Source organism: Ohtaekwangia koreensis, assembly GCF_900167975.1.
GTDB lineage: Bacteria > Bacteroidota > Bacteroidia > Cytophagales > Cyclobacteriaceae > Ohtaekwangia > Ohtaekwangia koreensis.
Genome location: NZ_FUZU01000001.1, coordinates 2168575 through 2184516 on the forward strand (window position 1 = coordinate 2168575; position 15942 = coordinate 2184516).

Here is a 15942-nt window from a genome sequence, read left to right on the forward strand (position 1 = left end):
ACTTTTTTAATTCAAACACACCTAATTTGTTTTAATTATATTGATTATCAGGCGGTTAAAATGATTTCGAAAGACACGCTTTGTTCACGTAAAACTGCGGTGGAACGCATTTTCAAGGCACCCGAAATAAAGGCGAGTGCGTCCTGAATATCGGAAAATATTATCTTGCCCCCAGACCAAAAAAAGTGAGGACAGCATGACGGAGTTGACCATTGCCGGGGATGAATTTTACTTATGCCCCCAAAAGGCTTTGTATTGGAAAAAGAATAAAACGTTGCTGCTGGCCGACCTTCACTTGGGCAAGGTGAATCATTTCCGAAAGGCAGGCATTCCCGTGCCATCAAAGGCTAATGACCGGAACATTGAGGTACTGATTGAACTGCTGCAGAGCACCAAACCCGAAAGACTGATCTGTCTGGGAGATTTATTCCATAGTCATTACAATACCGAGTGGGAAGTGTTCGGTGAAGTTGTAAATCATTTCCGGAATATATCTTTCGAACTTGTACTTGGCAATCACGACATCATGAGTGAACGACAGTATACGCGCAAGAACATTGCTATACACAATGAATTGCTGATCGATAATTTCATTTTCACACACCATCCTCTCGAAGAACAGAATGCATCAAAGTATAACATGGCCGGTCATATTCATCCCGGTGTTTACCTTCGCGGGAAAGCAAGACAAGCGATTACGTTACCGTGTTTTTACTTTGGAAAAAACCTCGCGCTGCTTCCAGCGTTCGGTATGTTCACAGGATTAGCACGCATTCAACCGAAAAAAGAAGATCGCGTATTCGCGATCATTGAAGATAAAGTGATAGACGTGAGCATACTATAGCAATCTGTTGTCCCTGCGTGTTTATATTCGACTGCAAGTTTTATAATTTATAGTTTAACTTTAGGCTATGATAAAAACAACATTGCTTTCATCTCTTCTGTCGCTGAGCTGCTTGCTGGTTTCGGCTCAGGATACTACAAGGCTCTCTTTATTATTTGTAGGGGACGTTATGGGACACGATTCGCAGATCAATTCTGCCTATGATCCTGCAGCGAAGAAGTATGACTATAGCAGTTGTTTTCAGTTTGTGAAGCCCTATATAGAAGGTGCTGACCTCGCGATTGGAAATCTGGAAGTAACACTGGCCGGCCCGCCTCATAAAGGGTATCCGCAGTTTAGTTCTCCGGATGCTCTAGCCCATACGTTGAAGGATGTCGGCTTTGATGTTTTGGTGACGGCAAACAATCATTGCGTTGACCGTGGCAAGAGGGGACTGGAGCGCACCATCATGATGCTGGATAGTCTTAGAATTCCACATACCGGCACTTTCGTGGATACGGTAAGTCGTATGAATGATCACCCGTTGATAGTTGAGAAGAGCGGATTTAAACTGGCTATACTAAACTATACCTATGGCACGAATGGTCTGCCGGTATATAAACCGAACATCGTCAACCTCCTGGATACGGCCATTATGCGAAAGGATCTTCACAAAGCAAAAGAATTAAAACCTGATGCCATTATAGTATTCACCCATTGGGGATCGGAGTATCAAAGTCTTCCCTCGAAGGAGCAAAAAAATCTTACGGAGTTCTGTTTCAAGCATGGTGCACAGCTGGTGATAGGGGCACATCCCCATGTGATACAGCCAATGGAATGGCGGAAAGATAAAAATCAATTCGTGGCATACTCGCTTGGAAACTTTGTATCAGGACAACGTAAACGGTATACCGATGGTGGTGCTATGGCTTACGTAGAATTACAGAAAATCAACTATAAACCTGACAGTGCACTAACGACTATTGACAGTGCCGCATATTACCTGGAATGGATATACCGCACTACGGATGTACATAAAGACTACTATATTTTGCCGGCACCGAAGGTTGAAAGTGATGCAGCCGTTATAAAGGATGCTGTATCGAAAAGTGCCTATAAAGTTTTTGTAGATGATTCCAGACTGCTATATAAGAAGTATAACAAGGCTGTGGAGGAAGTGAAAGTCATTCCAATGCCACTGGGTATACCAGAGGAAACACAGGCTCCGGCCATAAAGCAGGAGTAAGCTATAGATATAGCAAACAAGTTATACCTGAAAGATTACAGCCTACTGCTATACGTTACCCTATCTTCTTCTCCGTTTCATTTTTTTAGGAGCAGAAGGCCCTCCGCCAGAATTGAATATTAGTCCGATGGAAAATTCCAGTCCGGTGAAATCAATTTTTGCATCGGCATAGTCAACAGGTTTTGTTTCGAGGGTAGTATTGCCTCCGGTATAGCTTCCCTTCAATGGAAACTTGGATTCGCCCACCAGGTAATTTGTTTCAATGGATACACCTACCTGATCCGTTACATATACCGTTAGTTCTGCTCCACCGTGGTATCCCCAACCTGGTTTGTTCTTGAAATTTAAATCACTGTTCGCTACGAGCCATCCTTCATAACTGCGAATGGCGCGATCGAAATTTCCGTAATTTATTCTCTGTCCAAATCCATGAAACCCAAAAACACCGCCTTTGATATCGAACTCTACGGATTGTCCCTTGAGTTGGAATACTAATTCCACCGGGACAAAGATTGTGAAGTTAGGTCCGATCAAAGGATCTTTACTTTCGAATGGAAGGTCTTTCATATTAAGTCCTGACATACGATATAGAGAAGCGCCCGTCTCCAACGCCACAAATCGGTTGATGTCAAATCCCAATCCACGAATAGAGAATGGACTGATAGGCGTTGAGAAATATCCGTTCTTTGGAATGAAATACGAGAAGGAGAGTCCGAACTGTTGCGCCTGCACAGTGCCTGCGATCAACATAATAATTGCCAGTATACTATTTTTTCTCATATCGATTTGATTTATAGTGTGGGTACAGTTTATACTGTAGTGTCCAAATATATTTTATACCTATAGCGCGTTAACGTTGAGAACAAAACGGCACATCATCGTTTGTTATAGTCACTGTACAGCATCTGCTCATACGCTTTGCTCAGCTCCAGGTCGCTTTCAGTGGTACCTTCTTCCTTTATGAATTGCTTGCCGGGATTATCATAGATCATCAGCTTTCCGGGGAGAACAAAACCATAACCATCCGTAAAGAAGAACGAAGCAAACGGCACCGTCTTGTTGCCCAGGATATTTTTACTGAAAGTAAATTCAGGTGAAGGCTTGTCCAATTGAGCCAGCAGCGTATTGGCTATATCCGTTTGACCAGACATAGTATGGATCACGGTATCTTTTTTAACGGGTCCGCCAATGATGAGCAATGGCGTACGGAAGCGTTCTTTGGTAAAAAGCGATTTGTTCCCCGGATGACGATGTCCATGGTCTGCGGTAAACACTACGATGGTATTACTCCACCACGGTTGCTGCTTGCACTTCTTTATAAAGTCTCCTATACTTTTATCGGTATAGTGGCATGAATTCAGGAAAAGAGATTCTTCATCATTTCCTTTTATATAGGGCTCCATGGGTACATCAAAAGGCTCATGACTGCTCAGCGTGAGAATTACTTTAAAGAATGGAGCGCGCGTTGTATCCAGTTCTTTTAAAGCCTGTGCAAACATATAGTGATCATGCACGCCCCACTTTGAAGTATTAAGATCCTCCGGAAAATCATCCATCCCGGTAATGTGATCGAAACTTCCCATCGTCAGGTATGAACGGAAGTTTGCAAAGTTCACATCGCCACCATATACAAACGAGCTTCTGTATCCCAACTTTTTCAGGTATTGATTGAGATGCGGCAAGCGCTGTGTCTTGGCAGGATATTTAATAATGGAAGTCTGCGGCTGTGCCGGATAACCACTGAGTATACTGATCAATCCTTTGTCGGTGCGATCACCACTGGCGTAGAAGTTATCGAATAATATACCCTCGTGGCAAAGCTTCGTGAAGTTAGGACAAAGATCTTTTACGCCACCGAGAGGTTCGATAACATCAGCCGTAAAACTTTCCAGAATGACGAAGATTATATTTGGTTGTTGTGCGTTCCACAACCTTGCTGTTGAATCACTAGATGGATATAGCGAGGAGAATAACTTCTGCGTTTTCTCTTTATCGAAAAAGTTTTCAGGATATCCAGCGCGTGAACTTTTACGGATACTATATATGAAGTTCCATACTACATTGATGGCAGCATGATTCGCATAGTTCTTGGTTTTGTGAAAGTATACATAGCCCGTGTTCATAGGCGCTACACTAAAGCTTCCGCGGATCGGCACGAACATGAAGCATGAAAATGCCAGCAGAACAAAAGCAGATTTTTTCTGTGCCGGTAAAGTAAGAAGCGCTGTGCGACTTTTGATTACACGTATATAGATCCAGCCCATCACAACGATCATCGCCATGAAGATGATTAAGACTTTTATAATCACATCTGAACTGACACTTCCCAACGCACCCGAGCCCATATAGAAGAACGGAGTATTATTCATACGAAAGGCCCAGTGCCGGTATAGTTCCATGTCGGTTACAACCACCAGGGTAGAGATGATCATTAAAACAAGATTGGTATAGGTAAGCGCAACGTGAATCCAACGCCCCGGAATAATAGCCGAAACCGTAAGCAACAGTCCGGATACTGCCAGAAAGTAGCCGGCCATACTCCCATCCATCCGTAAACCGTGAAGCATGGTTAAAAATATTTCTGTGGTCGTAAGCTGAGCGGTGAGATCGTAGTTATAGGCAAGAAATAATCCGCGTATAACGATCATATATCCGAGCCAGTAAAGAATCAATAGGAGAAAAATCTTGAGTCGCGCGCGCATATCCTGAATATGATCCGTAAAGATAATAGCTGCTGACTTCTTCAATAATTTATCTTTACATTAACAGACTAAACTTATTGTACAGCCGTGAAAAAATATCTGCTACTATACCTTGCCGCGATAACACTTTTTACACAATGTTCACAGCAAGCTCCTGTTGATCTGTTAATTAAAGGTGGGAAAATTTATACGGCAGACGCGGGGAACCCCGTGGTAGAAGCCGTAGCAATAACAGGCGACAAGATTATTTTCGCGGGATCAGAGAAAGATGCAGCACAATATCTCGGCGGAGAAACTCAGCTGATTGACTTGGAGGGGAGAACCATGACGCCTGGTTTTATAGAAGGACACGCGCACATGTTTGGTGTTGGCTATAATGAATTGAACCTCGACCTCATGAACATAAAGAATTTTGATGAGCTCGTTCAGAAAGTAGAAGAGGCTGTGCATAAAGCAAAACCCGGACAATGGATTGTCGGTCGTGGATGGCACCAGGACAAATGGGATGTGAAGCCAGAGAAAATAGTAAAGGGTTTTCCGGTTCACAACAAGCTCAGTGAAGTGTCGCCAGACAACCCGGTATTTTTGTGGCATTCGAGTGGTCATGCTGCGCTAGCCAATGCAAAGGCTATGGAGATTGCAGGCGTATCGTTGCTTTCAAAAGAAAATATAGCACAAGGCAATACAGAAGGCGGAGAGATCATCCGCGATGAGTTGGGAAATCCTACAGGTTTGTTCAATGAACGCGCCATGACGTTGATCTCCAAAAATATACCGGAGTCTACCGCGGAGACGGATGCGCAGGCACTCGACCTGGCTATACAAGCATGTCTGCGTAATGGAATAACAAGTTTACATGATGCAGGTGCCGGTCGTGAAAATATAGCGCTATATCAGCAGTTTAAAAAAGAAGGTAAACTTACCGTGCGCATGTATGTGATGGTAACAGGTTGGGATCGTGATCTGGTATATGAATGGATGAAGCACGGCCCGGAAATCGATTCTGCAAATATACTTACCATTCGTTCTGTAAAATTAAATTGTGATGGTGCCTTGGGTTCTCGCGGTGCGTGGCTACTGGAGCCCTATACCGATCGTCCTGATTTTTCAGGCATGGCCACACTCTCCATGGATACTGTATTGAAAACATCGCGCGAAGCGTTGAAGCATGGCTTCCAGGTATGTTCGCATGCTATAGGAGATCGGGCCAACAGAGAAATCCTGGATCGCTATGAAATCGCTTTCAAGGAAAATACATCGATCAAAGATCATCGCTTTCGTATAGAGCATGCTCAGCATATAGATCCGAAAGATTTACCACGCTTCGCTACCCTTGGTGTTATACCTGCTATGCAGGCGATTCACATGTCATCGGACAGGCCGTGGGCTATTGACAGGTTGGGAGAAAAACGGATTAAGGAAGGTGCCTATAAATGGCAGACGTTGTTAAAGTCAGGTGCAAAGATTGTCAATGGAACGGATGCCCCGGTGGAGCCGATCAATCCTATACCTTGCTTTTATGCATCCATTACACGCAAGACACTTAAAGGTGAACCCGAAGGTGGTTATGAACCGGAAGAAAAAATGACCCGCGAGCAAGCGCTTCGTTCCTATACACTGGATGCGGCATACGGTGCATTCGAAGAGACTATAAAAGGTTCCATCGAACCGGGTAAGCTTGCTGATTTTACAATCTTCTCTCAGGACATCATGACGGTTCCCGAAAATGATATACTGAAAACAGAAGTGGCGATGACCATTGTAGGAGGGAAGGTTGTATATGAAAAGAAATGATATAGTATAAATCACAAATCACCGATCACTTCCTTCAGATTTTTCAATCTTCAGGTTGTGATCAGGTGACATGTTTCAGATTAAAGATTAAAGCAACGGTAGACTATAGATCAGGTATGCAACACCGTATTGTACTGCATAAGGGGTTTACTTTTTTGATAGACATCATCCGGCTGGATGTCGACAGCATATATAGCTTCTACGCGGTTAGCTAATACTGGTTTTTTATAGTTCACCAGCGACTCGATCAGAATAAATGGATCACAGTTAAAATTTACCGTACGCGTCTTCCCATCGATATAGGTATAGGATGAAGCCAGTTCGAATTCCAACAGCGTCTTCAGGTGCGGAATTTTTAAATTCAACGTTGATAGATATTTGGCAAAGCGCTCTGCGCTTGCAAAGATGAAAAGGTCAGATGGATGCGTGGCACAATACTCGCGTAACAACGCATCAAAATTTTTACTGCCAATGGATAGTTTGATCAACCGGCAAGTCATTTTTAAACTGCCCAATATAGCGGAGGCGCGGAATTCAAATACAAGGTCCTGAATGATTCGTGTTCCTGCATCGCTTACAAGCGCCTTCGTCAGTTCGTTTTCTTCAGCATGATTGTTTAGTATACTTCCTAAAGTATATTCCCAATGCTGTGGTGTTATGGTATTTGTGCAATCGCTAATCGGGCGTTGTAATTGAGTTTGTTTGGATGCAGATCCTCGTACATCCCACAGCGTATGCATTTCGATGAGCTGCTTTTCAATATCCGTCATAGAAATCGTTCTGTTCAGATTTTCCGGAAGCATCTCGAAAATTATATTTTGTAAAGCAGGAAGCATCCGTATAATTTCCCGCGACAGGTCAAACAACTCTGTAGAGCTTATCGCTGAATGTGCATCAAGATAATAATCTTTATAGTACATGCCACCTGCGAGATGAATTTCAATCACGCGTTCCAATGGTAATTGCTTTATAAAGTCTCTCACCTTTTGTCTGCCATTTTTTTCGTTGGCGAGCAGGTTGTGCAGATCTAGCAATATATAGGAATCGCTTTCTTCTGCGATGCGTGCTACAAATTCGCCATCCGGAATTTCACCGGGCTGCGGGTGTAAATAATTCGTTCCGGTCTCAAAGGCAAAGGGCAGATCGATTTGTTCTTTGTAGTATCGGATGTTGCGCACGGCTGCAGTGATTCCCTGTTCATTTTGAACGGGAGGCAATAGGAAATTTGCCTGGTGTATCGTACCGGCAGCATCAGTATACTTATTGAAACTCAAATGCTCGCTGATATATAGTGGTTGAAGTATATGCGCATGTTCTTGCAACGTTTTAAAATGCGTGGCATGCGGAAGTATAGTTCCCCCAATCGGGAAACCGACACCGTGAAAAATTTTAGGTTGCGGACAATCGCGCAGAAAAGATGTAATTCTCTGGTCGATTATAAAGGAATCACTTTCCAGGGACTCCTTGAACCAAGATGCCTGAGGTTCAATCTCAAGAACATCTATATACCTGGAAAGTGATTCTACTACAGGCTCAAGACCTGCGAAATGAATCAGTCCAACGCCACCGGTGTTAGAAAACTTTTTCATTGATTCTTACGTCATCAAAAATTGGTCGTACCTCCAGATTTTCATTTACCACAAAGCGATCTTCGATCTCATACAGAATGAAGCGACCAGAATGGCAAGGTGCACAACCGAGTTGTGCTAAAATCTTTTGCGTAACACTTGTCAGCTGCTCGAAGTTATAGGCAACCGAGGCAGGTACAGTTACTCTCACGATAGGAGGTGAGGAGGTAACGGGTTCGAAATTCCTTTTCAACTTTTTCATACAAAACGGATTTATAGGAAGTTGCCTACTCTTTACCCTTTTCGGCATCCGGGGCTTACTCTTTGTGTGGATTTTCAGCAGACTCCAAATTCAATTACTGATAACAGAAAGTTTTTTGTTTGATCTCAGGTCCAACGATACCATAACCCGTGTGCAATCTTCGTTGTACCGATAAGGTTACGAGGTATGAACACTTCTTCAGATCATTTATAGGTGTATTGTTTACCAGCAGCGAATTGTTGTTGTTGTGATTCACCGCATCATTTGTGTTGCTGGATAACGTTACGAAACCATCGGATAAAAATTTATTCACCGCCAGGTCATTGCTCTGCACATGAACGGATGCACTCATCAGGTCTGCATGATGAACCGTATAGGACACATGAACATTGCTGCCGATGGTATTGCAGTCACCACCACCGCTTTGTTCATTGATGGCGAGTTCAACCACGGAGCTGTCATTGTTAACGGTAATTGAATTCATGGTTTGTCCATTCGCGGGCAAGTACACAAATAGATTCGCAGCTTTATTAATGACTTCGCGTACTTCAAAGCGCACGGCAATCTTTTTGTTTTGAATACGATTTGCAACGGGTACAGCATTGCCTGCAGTAACAGCTGCAACAGGTATAGGAGGAACGATGGTTGCAGTGTTCAGCGTAATCAGCGGGTCGTCATCGATCCAATGCCACAGATTAGGAGTACTTAGCTCCGCTGGATTGAGGGTTGGATCAGCCGTAAATGTTCGAAGTATAGAATTGTTTACATCGATCCATCCGTCAGTATCGAAGTCAGTGATGTCCGCATATACATCTACAATTTTAATAGAAGGAGTAAAGCGAATCATTTTGCCAAGCTGACAATTTCCTCCAAAGAGTCCAGGAGTTTTTCCGATGATCAGTGCGCTAAAATTAGCGGCAGGAACAGCAGGTGTGCCGTTGTCAGCGGTGGTGGTGCTAACCGAGAATCGATACTCGATCGGATTGTTGTTGGAAGTATTTCTGCGAGGAACTTGCCCCTCCAAAGTTATAATGCCGGTTAATGCATACCGCGAAGCCGAAGCGAAACCCAGCGCGTCGAAATGATTGAGACTACTTCCATCCGGAATGGTAAAGTTACCAATGCTTGTCCAGGCACTTACCATGGGATCACCTGCTTCTTTTTCAATATATAGGGTTACACAGAAGCAGTTCGATCTGTTTTCGCGATTTGCCTGATGACCTACAGAACGGTCTTCTTCCGACAGGAGGGTATTGGTAGCATTGTCGTATAGTTTGAAGTATATATCGGGTCCGGCAGGCCACTCTATATTTAACCACGAAAATATAGTCTTGCTGAACTCTGCACTGGTATAGTATATCGTAAAGTGTCCTGAAGAATCGGTTACTCCCGATCCGATGGCATCATCTTGCAGTAAGTCTACATCAAATGCTTCCACCCGAATTCCCGGAAGAGGTGTGTTGTTGTCTTTACTCAGCACTCTTCCACAGATAACCCAGAGATCAAGCAGTCGCAATATCTGGCACCACCATTTGGAAGGCAGGCAATATTCCCAGCCGAAATAATTCACGACAGATTGATCGTGATTTTTTTCGCGCCACTGAGGTTGCAAGGTTGTAATGTGAAATTGATACTCTTCCAGTTTTTTAGGTGGAACAGGTTTATGAAAATTATTTCCACATACAAAGTCAATTTCAAAAGCCTCTCCACTATATTTATCTTTTTCACCTAATTGAAAAGTGAAAGCACCGTGAGCATCGGCTACGGTTTCAGCGATCAATAATTTTTGTTTTGCTTTTAGCTCTTCTTCTTTTACTTGGTGAAAAGTCTGGTTGGGATCAGCAACGGCTAACAGCGTAACGTTCTCGTTTCGCGATGGTCTATATAATCTCACCTTCACATTGGCCAGCGGCTCGGAGCAATCATTGCACATGAAGCCGCATAGTTTTCCTCTAAAAATGTAATTCATGATGGGTCTTTATTTTACGTAACTACTTTTGACAAACGGGTTTTGCCGATCTCTTCCGGAAGATGCTGGCGTTGTTTTGTAGGACAATATTCGGAGTTACGTCAAGCGGAAACAATGTGCTGTGAACTGAAAAGGGCACCATCAATGACGATTTATAGTACCGTCATTTAACGGAAAGTATAGGAGGTATACACTATAAAATTACATTGTAAAGTACCCGGAAGGGGTAATTCAAACAGTTTAAAGCATTCTACAAACAACACAATCGCATGAATGTGGTATAGCCCTTTTAATACTTTGCTTTCCTCGCTACTTTTAATCGTAATGTAATTTTTCACTTAATAAAAAAAGGATTTATGAAATCACTATTGACCTCTGCCGGCATGATCACTGTTGGTGCATTTATTTTTTTCGCCTGTCAAAAGTCCGCGGTCCCTCCCCAGGAGAGTTTCAAGAGTTGCTATAAGTGCAAGCAAGATGAATTTTACGGATTAACAGTAGATGAATTCATGGAAGGTGTAGCACGCTATAAACACACGCATGTTAAAGCCGTAAATGCAGATCCCTATATGGTATCAAACCGCCTGGAAGCTTCCAGGAGTTGCTGGTATTCTATTGATACACTGAAGAAATTTATTTGCCTGATTGAAGATTACTCCAGGAAGGTAGATGTGAAACCCGAAGATCTGGGCATCCGCTTTTATTACGCGGTATATCCCTCAACAGGACCCATTGTACAGAATGGCGATAACTATAAAAGTATGCATACACTCTTTATGGTACCAACCGTACAAGGACCAGATAGTATACCCGTTGATTTCGATCCGCGATATTCTGCACAAAATATAGAGAAAGCAAAGGATAAGACTGATACCGATAACCAGGATTCGACAACGTATAGGAAATCAAAAGATATAGATCCTAAACATAAATACTATACTATTACCGAGCTCGACAAGAATGTTAAGCTGTTTATGTTGGAAACAAAATCTGCGAATGCTGCTGCCTCGACTTCAGGAATGGTAAAAAATCAAGGCATGCTATGTCCTCCTACCTGCACATCCTTAAGCAGCAGTACACTTCAGGCAGTTGATGCCGCGCATCCAACCGGAGGATATTGATTACGTAAAGCAGATCGCTGTATGAATAGATTTATACCCTATTTCGAATTCGTTGCATTTTTAACTTCCTTATTAGCCTTTCCTGTCATTCGAAAAAGTAAATACCTGCGGTTGTTCCCGGTGTTACTTTTAGTAATTGTTTCGGTTGAGGTATATCAATTATTCTGGGGATCAAAAGGGAAGATCAATGCGTGGATCTATAATATACTGATTCCCCTTCAGCATCTGCTTTACCTTATTATTTTACGACTCGCAGTCAATAAAAAAAGCTACAAGCGGTTTTTGCTTGTATCATCTATAGTATTGATAGCATTCTGTGTGATAACCGGATTTTTCCTAGAAGAAAATCACTTCAACGTAAATGCATATTGCCTCGGGTCAGTTCTGATCATCATTGGCATCCTCACTAAGTTTTACGAGATGTTACAGAATCCTGCGGATTTTAATTTTCTGAGGATCCCGTTTTTCTATATGTTATTTGCCTTTCTATTGTTTAATGTAGGCACCCTTCCGTATTTTGCTATGAGCAATTGGCTGTATTTTGTTACCACACACAAAGATTTACTGCTGATGATGCAGAATGGTATGAGCGTTTTGAACTATGTTTTATACACAACCTATACAGTAATGTTTCTATGGATGATACAAAGGAAGGGCTACTCCTGATCGGGACTTCCATGATCGTGTTGACCCTCTTTCTGCTTACGGTGCTTGCAGTAATGATTATTTATCGCAAGCGTAAACTGGAACACCTTGAAGAGATCGAAGTAATGAATGAAAAGTTTTCGCGCGAGTTATTGCAAACACAGATCGAGGTACAGCAACAGACTATGCAACATATAGGCAGAGAGATACATGATAATGTAGGGCAGAAGCTGACCTTGGCCGTGCTATATGTACAGCAACTCACAGAAGGCGATGCGGAGTCTCAGAAGAGAGTGAATTCAATTGCCGGTATTATTAACGAATCACTAGCAGATCTGCGGAGTCTTTCAAAGAACCTGACAAACAGCAGCTACATGCATCTTGATCTATACCAGTTGATCAGTGCAGAATTTTCAAAAGTACAGGCTACCGGATTTTGTCAGGCGGAAATTCATACCAATCAAACGAAAATACAAGCTTCCACGGCTGTTAAAAGTTTTGTGTTGCGTATTTTACAGGAGTTTTTACAAAACAGTTTGAAACATTCGGAATGCTCCAAAATAACGCTGGACTTCGATCAGCAAAAATCCAGATTGGAAATTCGTGCTGCAGATAATGGAAAAGGATTTATACTTGAAGAAGGGACGGTATACTCCAAAGGGATCGGCCTCAGCAACATGAAGCGAAGAGCCGAGATCATAGGCGCTGAGTTTACGTTGGAGAGTACACCCGGTGCCGGAACAAGAATGAAACTATATATACCTGTAGACAAATTAAAAATATAATATATGCAGCACTCCGTTGTCGTTGTTGATGACCATATTCTGATAGCGGAAGCACTTACCGGAATCATTGAAAAATTCAGGCGGTATAAAGTCTTGTATGAAGCCGAGAACGGGAAAATGCTGATCGATAAATTTCAGCAGGCGGTAAATATACCGGATATAGTACTGGTAGATATAAATATGCCGGTGATGGACGGCTTTGAGACCGCTACCTGGCTTACGCAAAACCATCCCGGTATCCGTATACTGGCGTTGTCTATGCAGGATGAAGAAGAGACTCTTATCAAAATGATTCGCTGCGGAGCGAAAGGCTACCTCCTGAAAAACGTTCATCCTACAGAACTCGAAAAGGCACTCGATGCATTAGTTGATAAGGGCTATTACTATCCTGACTGGATTGCGCACAAAGTTCTGATGAGTTTGTCCAATGAAAAAGAGACAACGACTGCCACTAAAATTCAACTTAACGATCGGGAGATGGATTTTCTCCGCTATGCCGCTACGGAGTTAACCTATAAGGAAATAGCAGAGAAAATGTTTTGTAGTCCGCGCACAGTAGAAAGTTATCGCGATAACCTCTTTGAAAAATTCGGTCTTAAAACACGCGTAGGACTTGTGATGTACGCGCTGCGAAATGGGCTTATTAAATTATAGTATAGATAGTGGGAAGCGTTGAGTAGTAAAGACGAGCTATACTACTCAACACTTGCCATAAATATGTTGAAGAATAAACGGTTCATTATACGAAAGCCGGTATACCAGTAATCGTATTTCCCAGAATCAGCAAATGTATATCATGCGTGCCTTCGTATGTAACAACGGATTCAAGGTTCATCATGTGGCGCATGATCGGATATTCCCCTGTTATACCCATGCCTCCGTGGATCTGTCTTGCTTCGCGTGCTATCTCTAGAGCAACCTGTACGCTATTGCGTTTTGCCATAGAGATCTGCGGCGTAGTCGCTTTACCTTCATTCATCAACACACCCAGACGCCAGTTCAGTAATTGTGCTTTTGTAATTTCGGTTAACATCTCTGCAAGCTTCTTCTGTACCAATTGAAACGAAGCAATCGGCTTGCCGAATTGTACTCGTTCCAACGCATATCGTCTCGCAGAATCATAGCAATCCATCGCTGCTCCTATAGCACCCCATGCTATACCAAAGCGCGCTGAATCCAGACACATAAGCGGAGCACCGAGTCCGCTTTTATTGGGCAATAAATTTTCTTTCGGAACTTTCACGTTGTCGAACACCAGCTCACCCGTTGTGCTGGCACGCAGCGACCATTTACCATGCGTTTCAGGTGTGGAGAACCCGGGCATACCACGTTCAACAACCAGTCCGTGAATTCTTCCCTGCTCGTTCTTTGCCCACACTACGGCTATATCTGCCTTTGGAGAATTCGAGATCCACATCTTGGCACCGTTGAGCAAGTAATGATCGCCCATGTCCTTGAAGTTTGTCACCATGCCACCCGGGTTAGAACCATGGTCAGGCTCCGTTAAGCCGAAGCATCCCAGCCATTCACCGGAAGCCAGTTTTGGTAAATATTTTTTACGTTGTTCTTCACTGCCGAATTTATAGATCGGGTACATTACCAGCGAGCCTTGCACTGAAGCTGTGGAGCGCATTCCCGAGTCGCCACGCTCAATCTCCTGCATGATCAATCCATAGGAAATATAATCCAGTCCACCGCCACCATATTCCGTTGGAACCGTGGGGCCGAATGCACCGATCTCACCAAACTTCTTTACAATCTCATAGGGAAAATGCGCGCGCTGAGCCCAATCTTCTATATAGGGTGAAATTTCACGCTTCACAAAATCACGGATCGAACTGCGTATAAGTTTATGCTCTTCCGTTAATAAATCATCAATAGCATAAAAGTCAGGATGATCGAAAGCATCTTGCTTCATTGATTTTTTGCTCGTGGTTCCGGTTGCTGTTTGTGTTGACATACAGATTAGGATTAATGCGTTAACTTTAGCGCCAATTTACACAAGTATTTTACATTCTTTAGTCCTAAAAAATGGAAGGTAATAATGTTGATGCGGAGCTGAATGAACAGCTTCGGAAATTACAAGCCAAGTATGATGCCATGGGTCAGGATCTGTCGTCATACCTGGATGGCTTGCTATACTCAGATTTTCTCACGTACTGGGATTATATTCATCTCGATACGTTGCTGAGTCTGCAAAGTCCTAAAACACAGTTTCCAGATGAGAAGGTGTTTATCATGTATCACCAGATAACGGAATTGTATTTTCAATTGATCCTGCATGAATTAAAGCAGATCACCGAGAAGGAAAATCCGGAAGAGAAATTTTTTATTGATCGTCTGGATCGCGTTGTACGCTACTTCCGTCACCTCGAAGATTCGTTCGACATTATGGTGAAGGGAATGGAGCGCGATCAGTTTCTGAAATTCAGAATGGCTCTGTTGCCGGCGAGTGGTTTTCAGTCGGCTCAATACAGGCTCATTGAAATTTACTCAACCGACATGATCAATCTTGTGAATGCCAACGAACGGGCTACTGTACAAACGGACGACATCGCCAGGCTTCTGGAAAAACTATACTGGCGCAGTGGTGCCACCGAACTTGCTTCCGGGAAAAAAACACTGACGCTTCAGCAGTTCGAGCAAAAGTATATGCGCGATTTCTACGACACCGGTGTAAAACTAAAAGACAGAAATCTTCGTAAGATCTTTACAAAATATTTTATGGCATCTCCTCGTAGAGAAGAGATCGTTTCGAAACTTCGTGAGTTGGATACCTTGTCAAATGTACTTTGGCCTTTAGCGCATTTAAAATCAGCAGGTCACTATTTGCATAAAGATCCTGAAGACATTAAAGCAACGGGTGGTACCAACTGGCAGAAATATCTTCCACCACGTTTTAAAAGAATAATTTTCTTCCCGGAGCTCTGGACTGAAAAAGAAAAAGAGGAGTGGGGCAAAGCAGCGTTCGTTCACGAAACTGATTACTGAAATTATTCGTTCGAAGTAAAAATCGTATTCACCAAC

Annotated in this window: 14 protein-coding genes; 8 read left to right on the forward strand and 6 right to left on the reverse strand. The window is 42.9% G+C overall.

The features are described from left to right. Positions 1-196: 196 nt before the first annotated feature. Together pdeM and B5Y40_RS08865 are read left to right on the forward strand one after the other, a co-directional pair. Positions 197-844: a ligase-associated DNA damage response endonuclease PdeM gene (pdeM, locus tag B5Y40_RS08860; RefSeq protein WP_079686316.1), complete on the forward strand. Its 648-nt coding sequence runs from the start codon at positions 197-199 to the stop codon at positions 842-844. Between the two features lie 67 nt (positions 845-911). After that, on the forward strand, positions 912-2069 hold the full coding sequence (locus tag B5Y40_RS08865) for a CapA family protein (RefSeq protein ID WP_079686317.1): 1158 nt from the start codon (positions 912-914) through the stop codon (positions 2067-2069). Positions 2070-2129: 60 nt separating this feature from the next. Here the strand turns inward: B5Y40_RS08865 and B5Y40_RS08870 are convergent, their stop codons facing one another. Both B5Y40_RS08870 and B5Y40_RS08875 read right to left on the reverse strand, forming a co-directional pair. Next, positions 2130-2849, reverse strand: a complete 720-nt coding sequence (locus B5Y40_RS08870; RefSeq protein ID WP_079686318.1) for a hypothetical protein — start codon at positions 2847-2849, stop codon at positions 2130-2132. Between the two features lie 95 nt (positions 2850-2944). After that, positions 2945-4816 (reverse strand): LTA synthase family protein, encoded by a 1872-nt coding sequence (locus B5Y40_RS08875; protein ID WP_143785661.1) that lies wholly within the window; start codon positions 4814-4816, stop codon positions 2945-2947. 42 nt (positions 4817-4858) lie between these two features. Here B5Y40_RS08875 and B5Y40_RS08880 point away from each other — a divergent pair, with 42 nt between their 5' ends. Beyond that, on the forward strand, positions 4859-6565 hold the full coding sequence (locus B5Y40_RS08880; protein WP_079686320.1) for an amidohydrolase: 1707 nt from the start codon (positions 4859-4861) through the stop codon (positions 6563-6565). 110 nt (positions 6566-6675) lie between these two features. Here the strand turns inward: B5Y40_RS08880 and B5Y40_RS08885 are convergent, their stop codons facing one another. The 3 genes from B5Y40_RS08885 to B5Y40_RS08895 all read right to left on the reverse strand — a co-directional run bounded on the left by B5Y40_RS08885 (position 6676) and on the right by B5Y40_RS08895 (position 10364). Beyond that, positions 6676-8154: a multinuclear nonheme iron-dependent oxidase gene (locus B5Y40_RS08885; protein WP_079686321.1), complete on the reverse strand. Its 1479-nt coding sequence runs from the start codon at positions 8152-8154 to the stop codon at positions 6676-6678. After that, a complete protein-coding gene (locus B5Y40_RS08890) occupies positions 8138-8395 on the reverse strand; it encodes a hypothetical protein (RefSeq protein WP_079686322.1) in 258 nt (85 codons plus the stop codon). The genes B5Y40_RS08885 and B5Y40_RS08890 overlap by 17 nt, the downstream gene beginning before the upstream one ends. Before the next feature lie 94 nt (positions 8396-8489). Continuing rightward, a complete protein-coding gene (locus tag B5Y40_RS08895; protein ID WP_143785662.1) occupies positions 8490-10364 on the reverse strand; it encodes a transthyretin-like family protein in 1875 nt (624 codons plus the stop codon). 356 nt (positions 10365-10720) lie between these two features. Here B5Y40_RS08895 and B5Y40_RS08900 point away from each other — a divergent pair, with 356 nt between their 5' ends. Genes B5Y40_RS08900 through B5Y40_RS08915 form a run of 4 tightly spaced genes read left to right on the forward strand, consistent with a single transcriptional unit; the run spans position 10721 to position 13569 of the window. Then, positions 10721-11485, forward strand: coding sequence for a hypothetical protein (locus B5Y40_RS08900; RefSeq protein WP_079686324.1), 765 nt, complete (start codon positions 10721-10723; stop codon positions 11483-11485). 21 nt (positions 11486-11506) lie between these two features. Then, entirely contained in the window at positions 11507-12151 is a 645-nt protein-coding gene (locus tag B5Y40_RS08905; protein WP_079686325.1) for a hypothetical protein, read from the forward strand. Beyond that, the gene (locus tag B5Y40_RS08910) at positions 12121-12915 is read left to right on the forward strand and encodes a sensor histidine kinase (protein ID WP_079686326.1); all 795 of its coding nucleotides are present in this window, start codon (positions 12121-12123) and stop codon (positions 12913-12915) included. The genes B5Y40_RS08905 and B5Y40_RS08910 overlap by 31 nt, the downstream gene beginning before the upstream one ends. Before the next feature lie 3 nt (positions 12916-12918). Beyond that, a complete protein-coding gene (locus B5Y40_RS08915; protein ID WP_079686327.1) occupies positions 12919-13569 on the forward strand; it encodes a response regulator transcription factor in 651 nt (216 codons plus the stop codon). Positions 13570-13654: 85 nt separating this feature from the next. Here B5Y40_RS08915 and B5Y40_RS08920 read toward each other — a convergent pair whose 3' ends face one another. Next, positions 13655-14875: an acyl-CoA dehydrogenase family protein gene (locus B5Y40_RS08920; protein WP_079686328.1), complete on the reverse strand. Its 1221-nt coding sequence runs from the start codon at positions 14873-14875 to the stop codon at positions 13655-13657. A 71-nt stretch (positions 14876-14946) separates the two neighbouring features. Between B5Y40_RS08920 and B5Y40_RS08925 the strand changes: the two genes are divergently transcribed. Beyond that, the gene (locus tag B5Y40_RS08925; protein ID WP_079686329.1) at positions 14947-15906 is read left to right on the forward strand and encodes a tryptophan 2,3-dioxygenase family protein; all 960 of its coding nucleotides are present in this window, start codon (positions 14947-14949) and stop codon (positions 15904-15906) included. Positions 15907-15942: the final 36 nt, after the last annotated feature.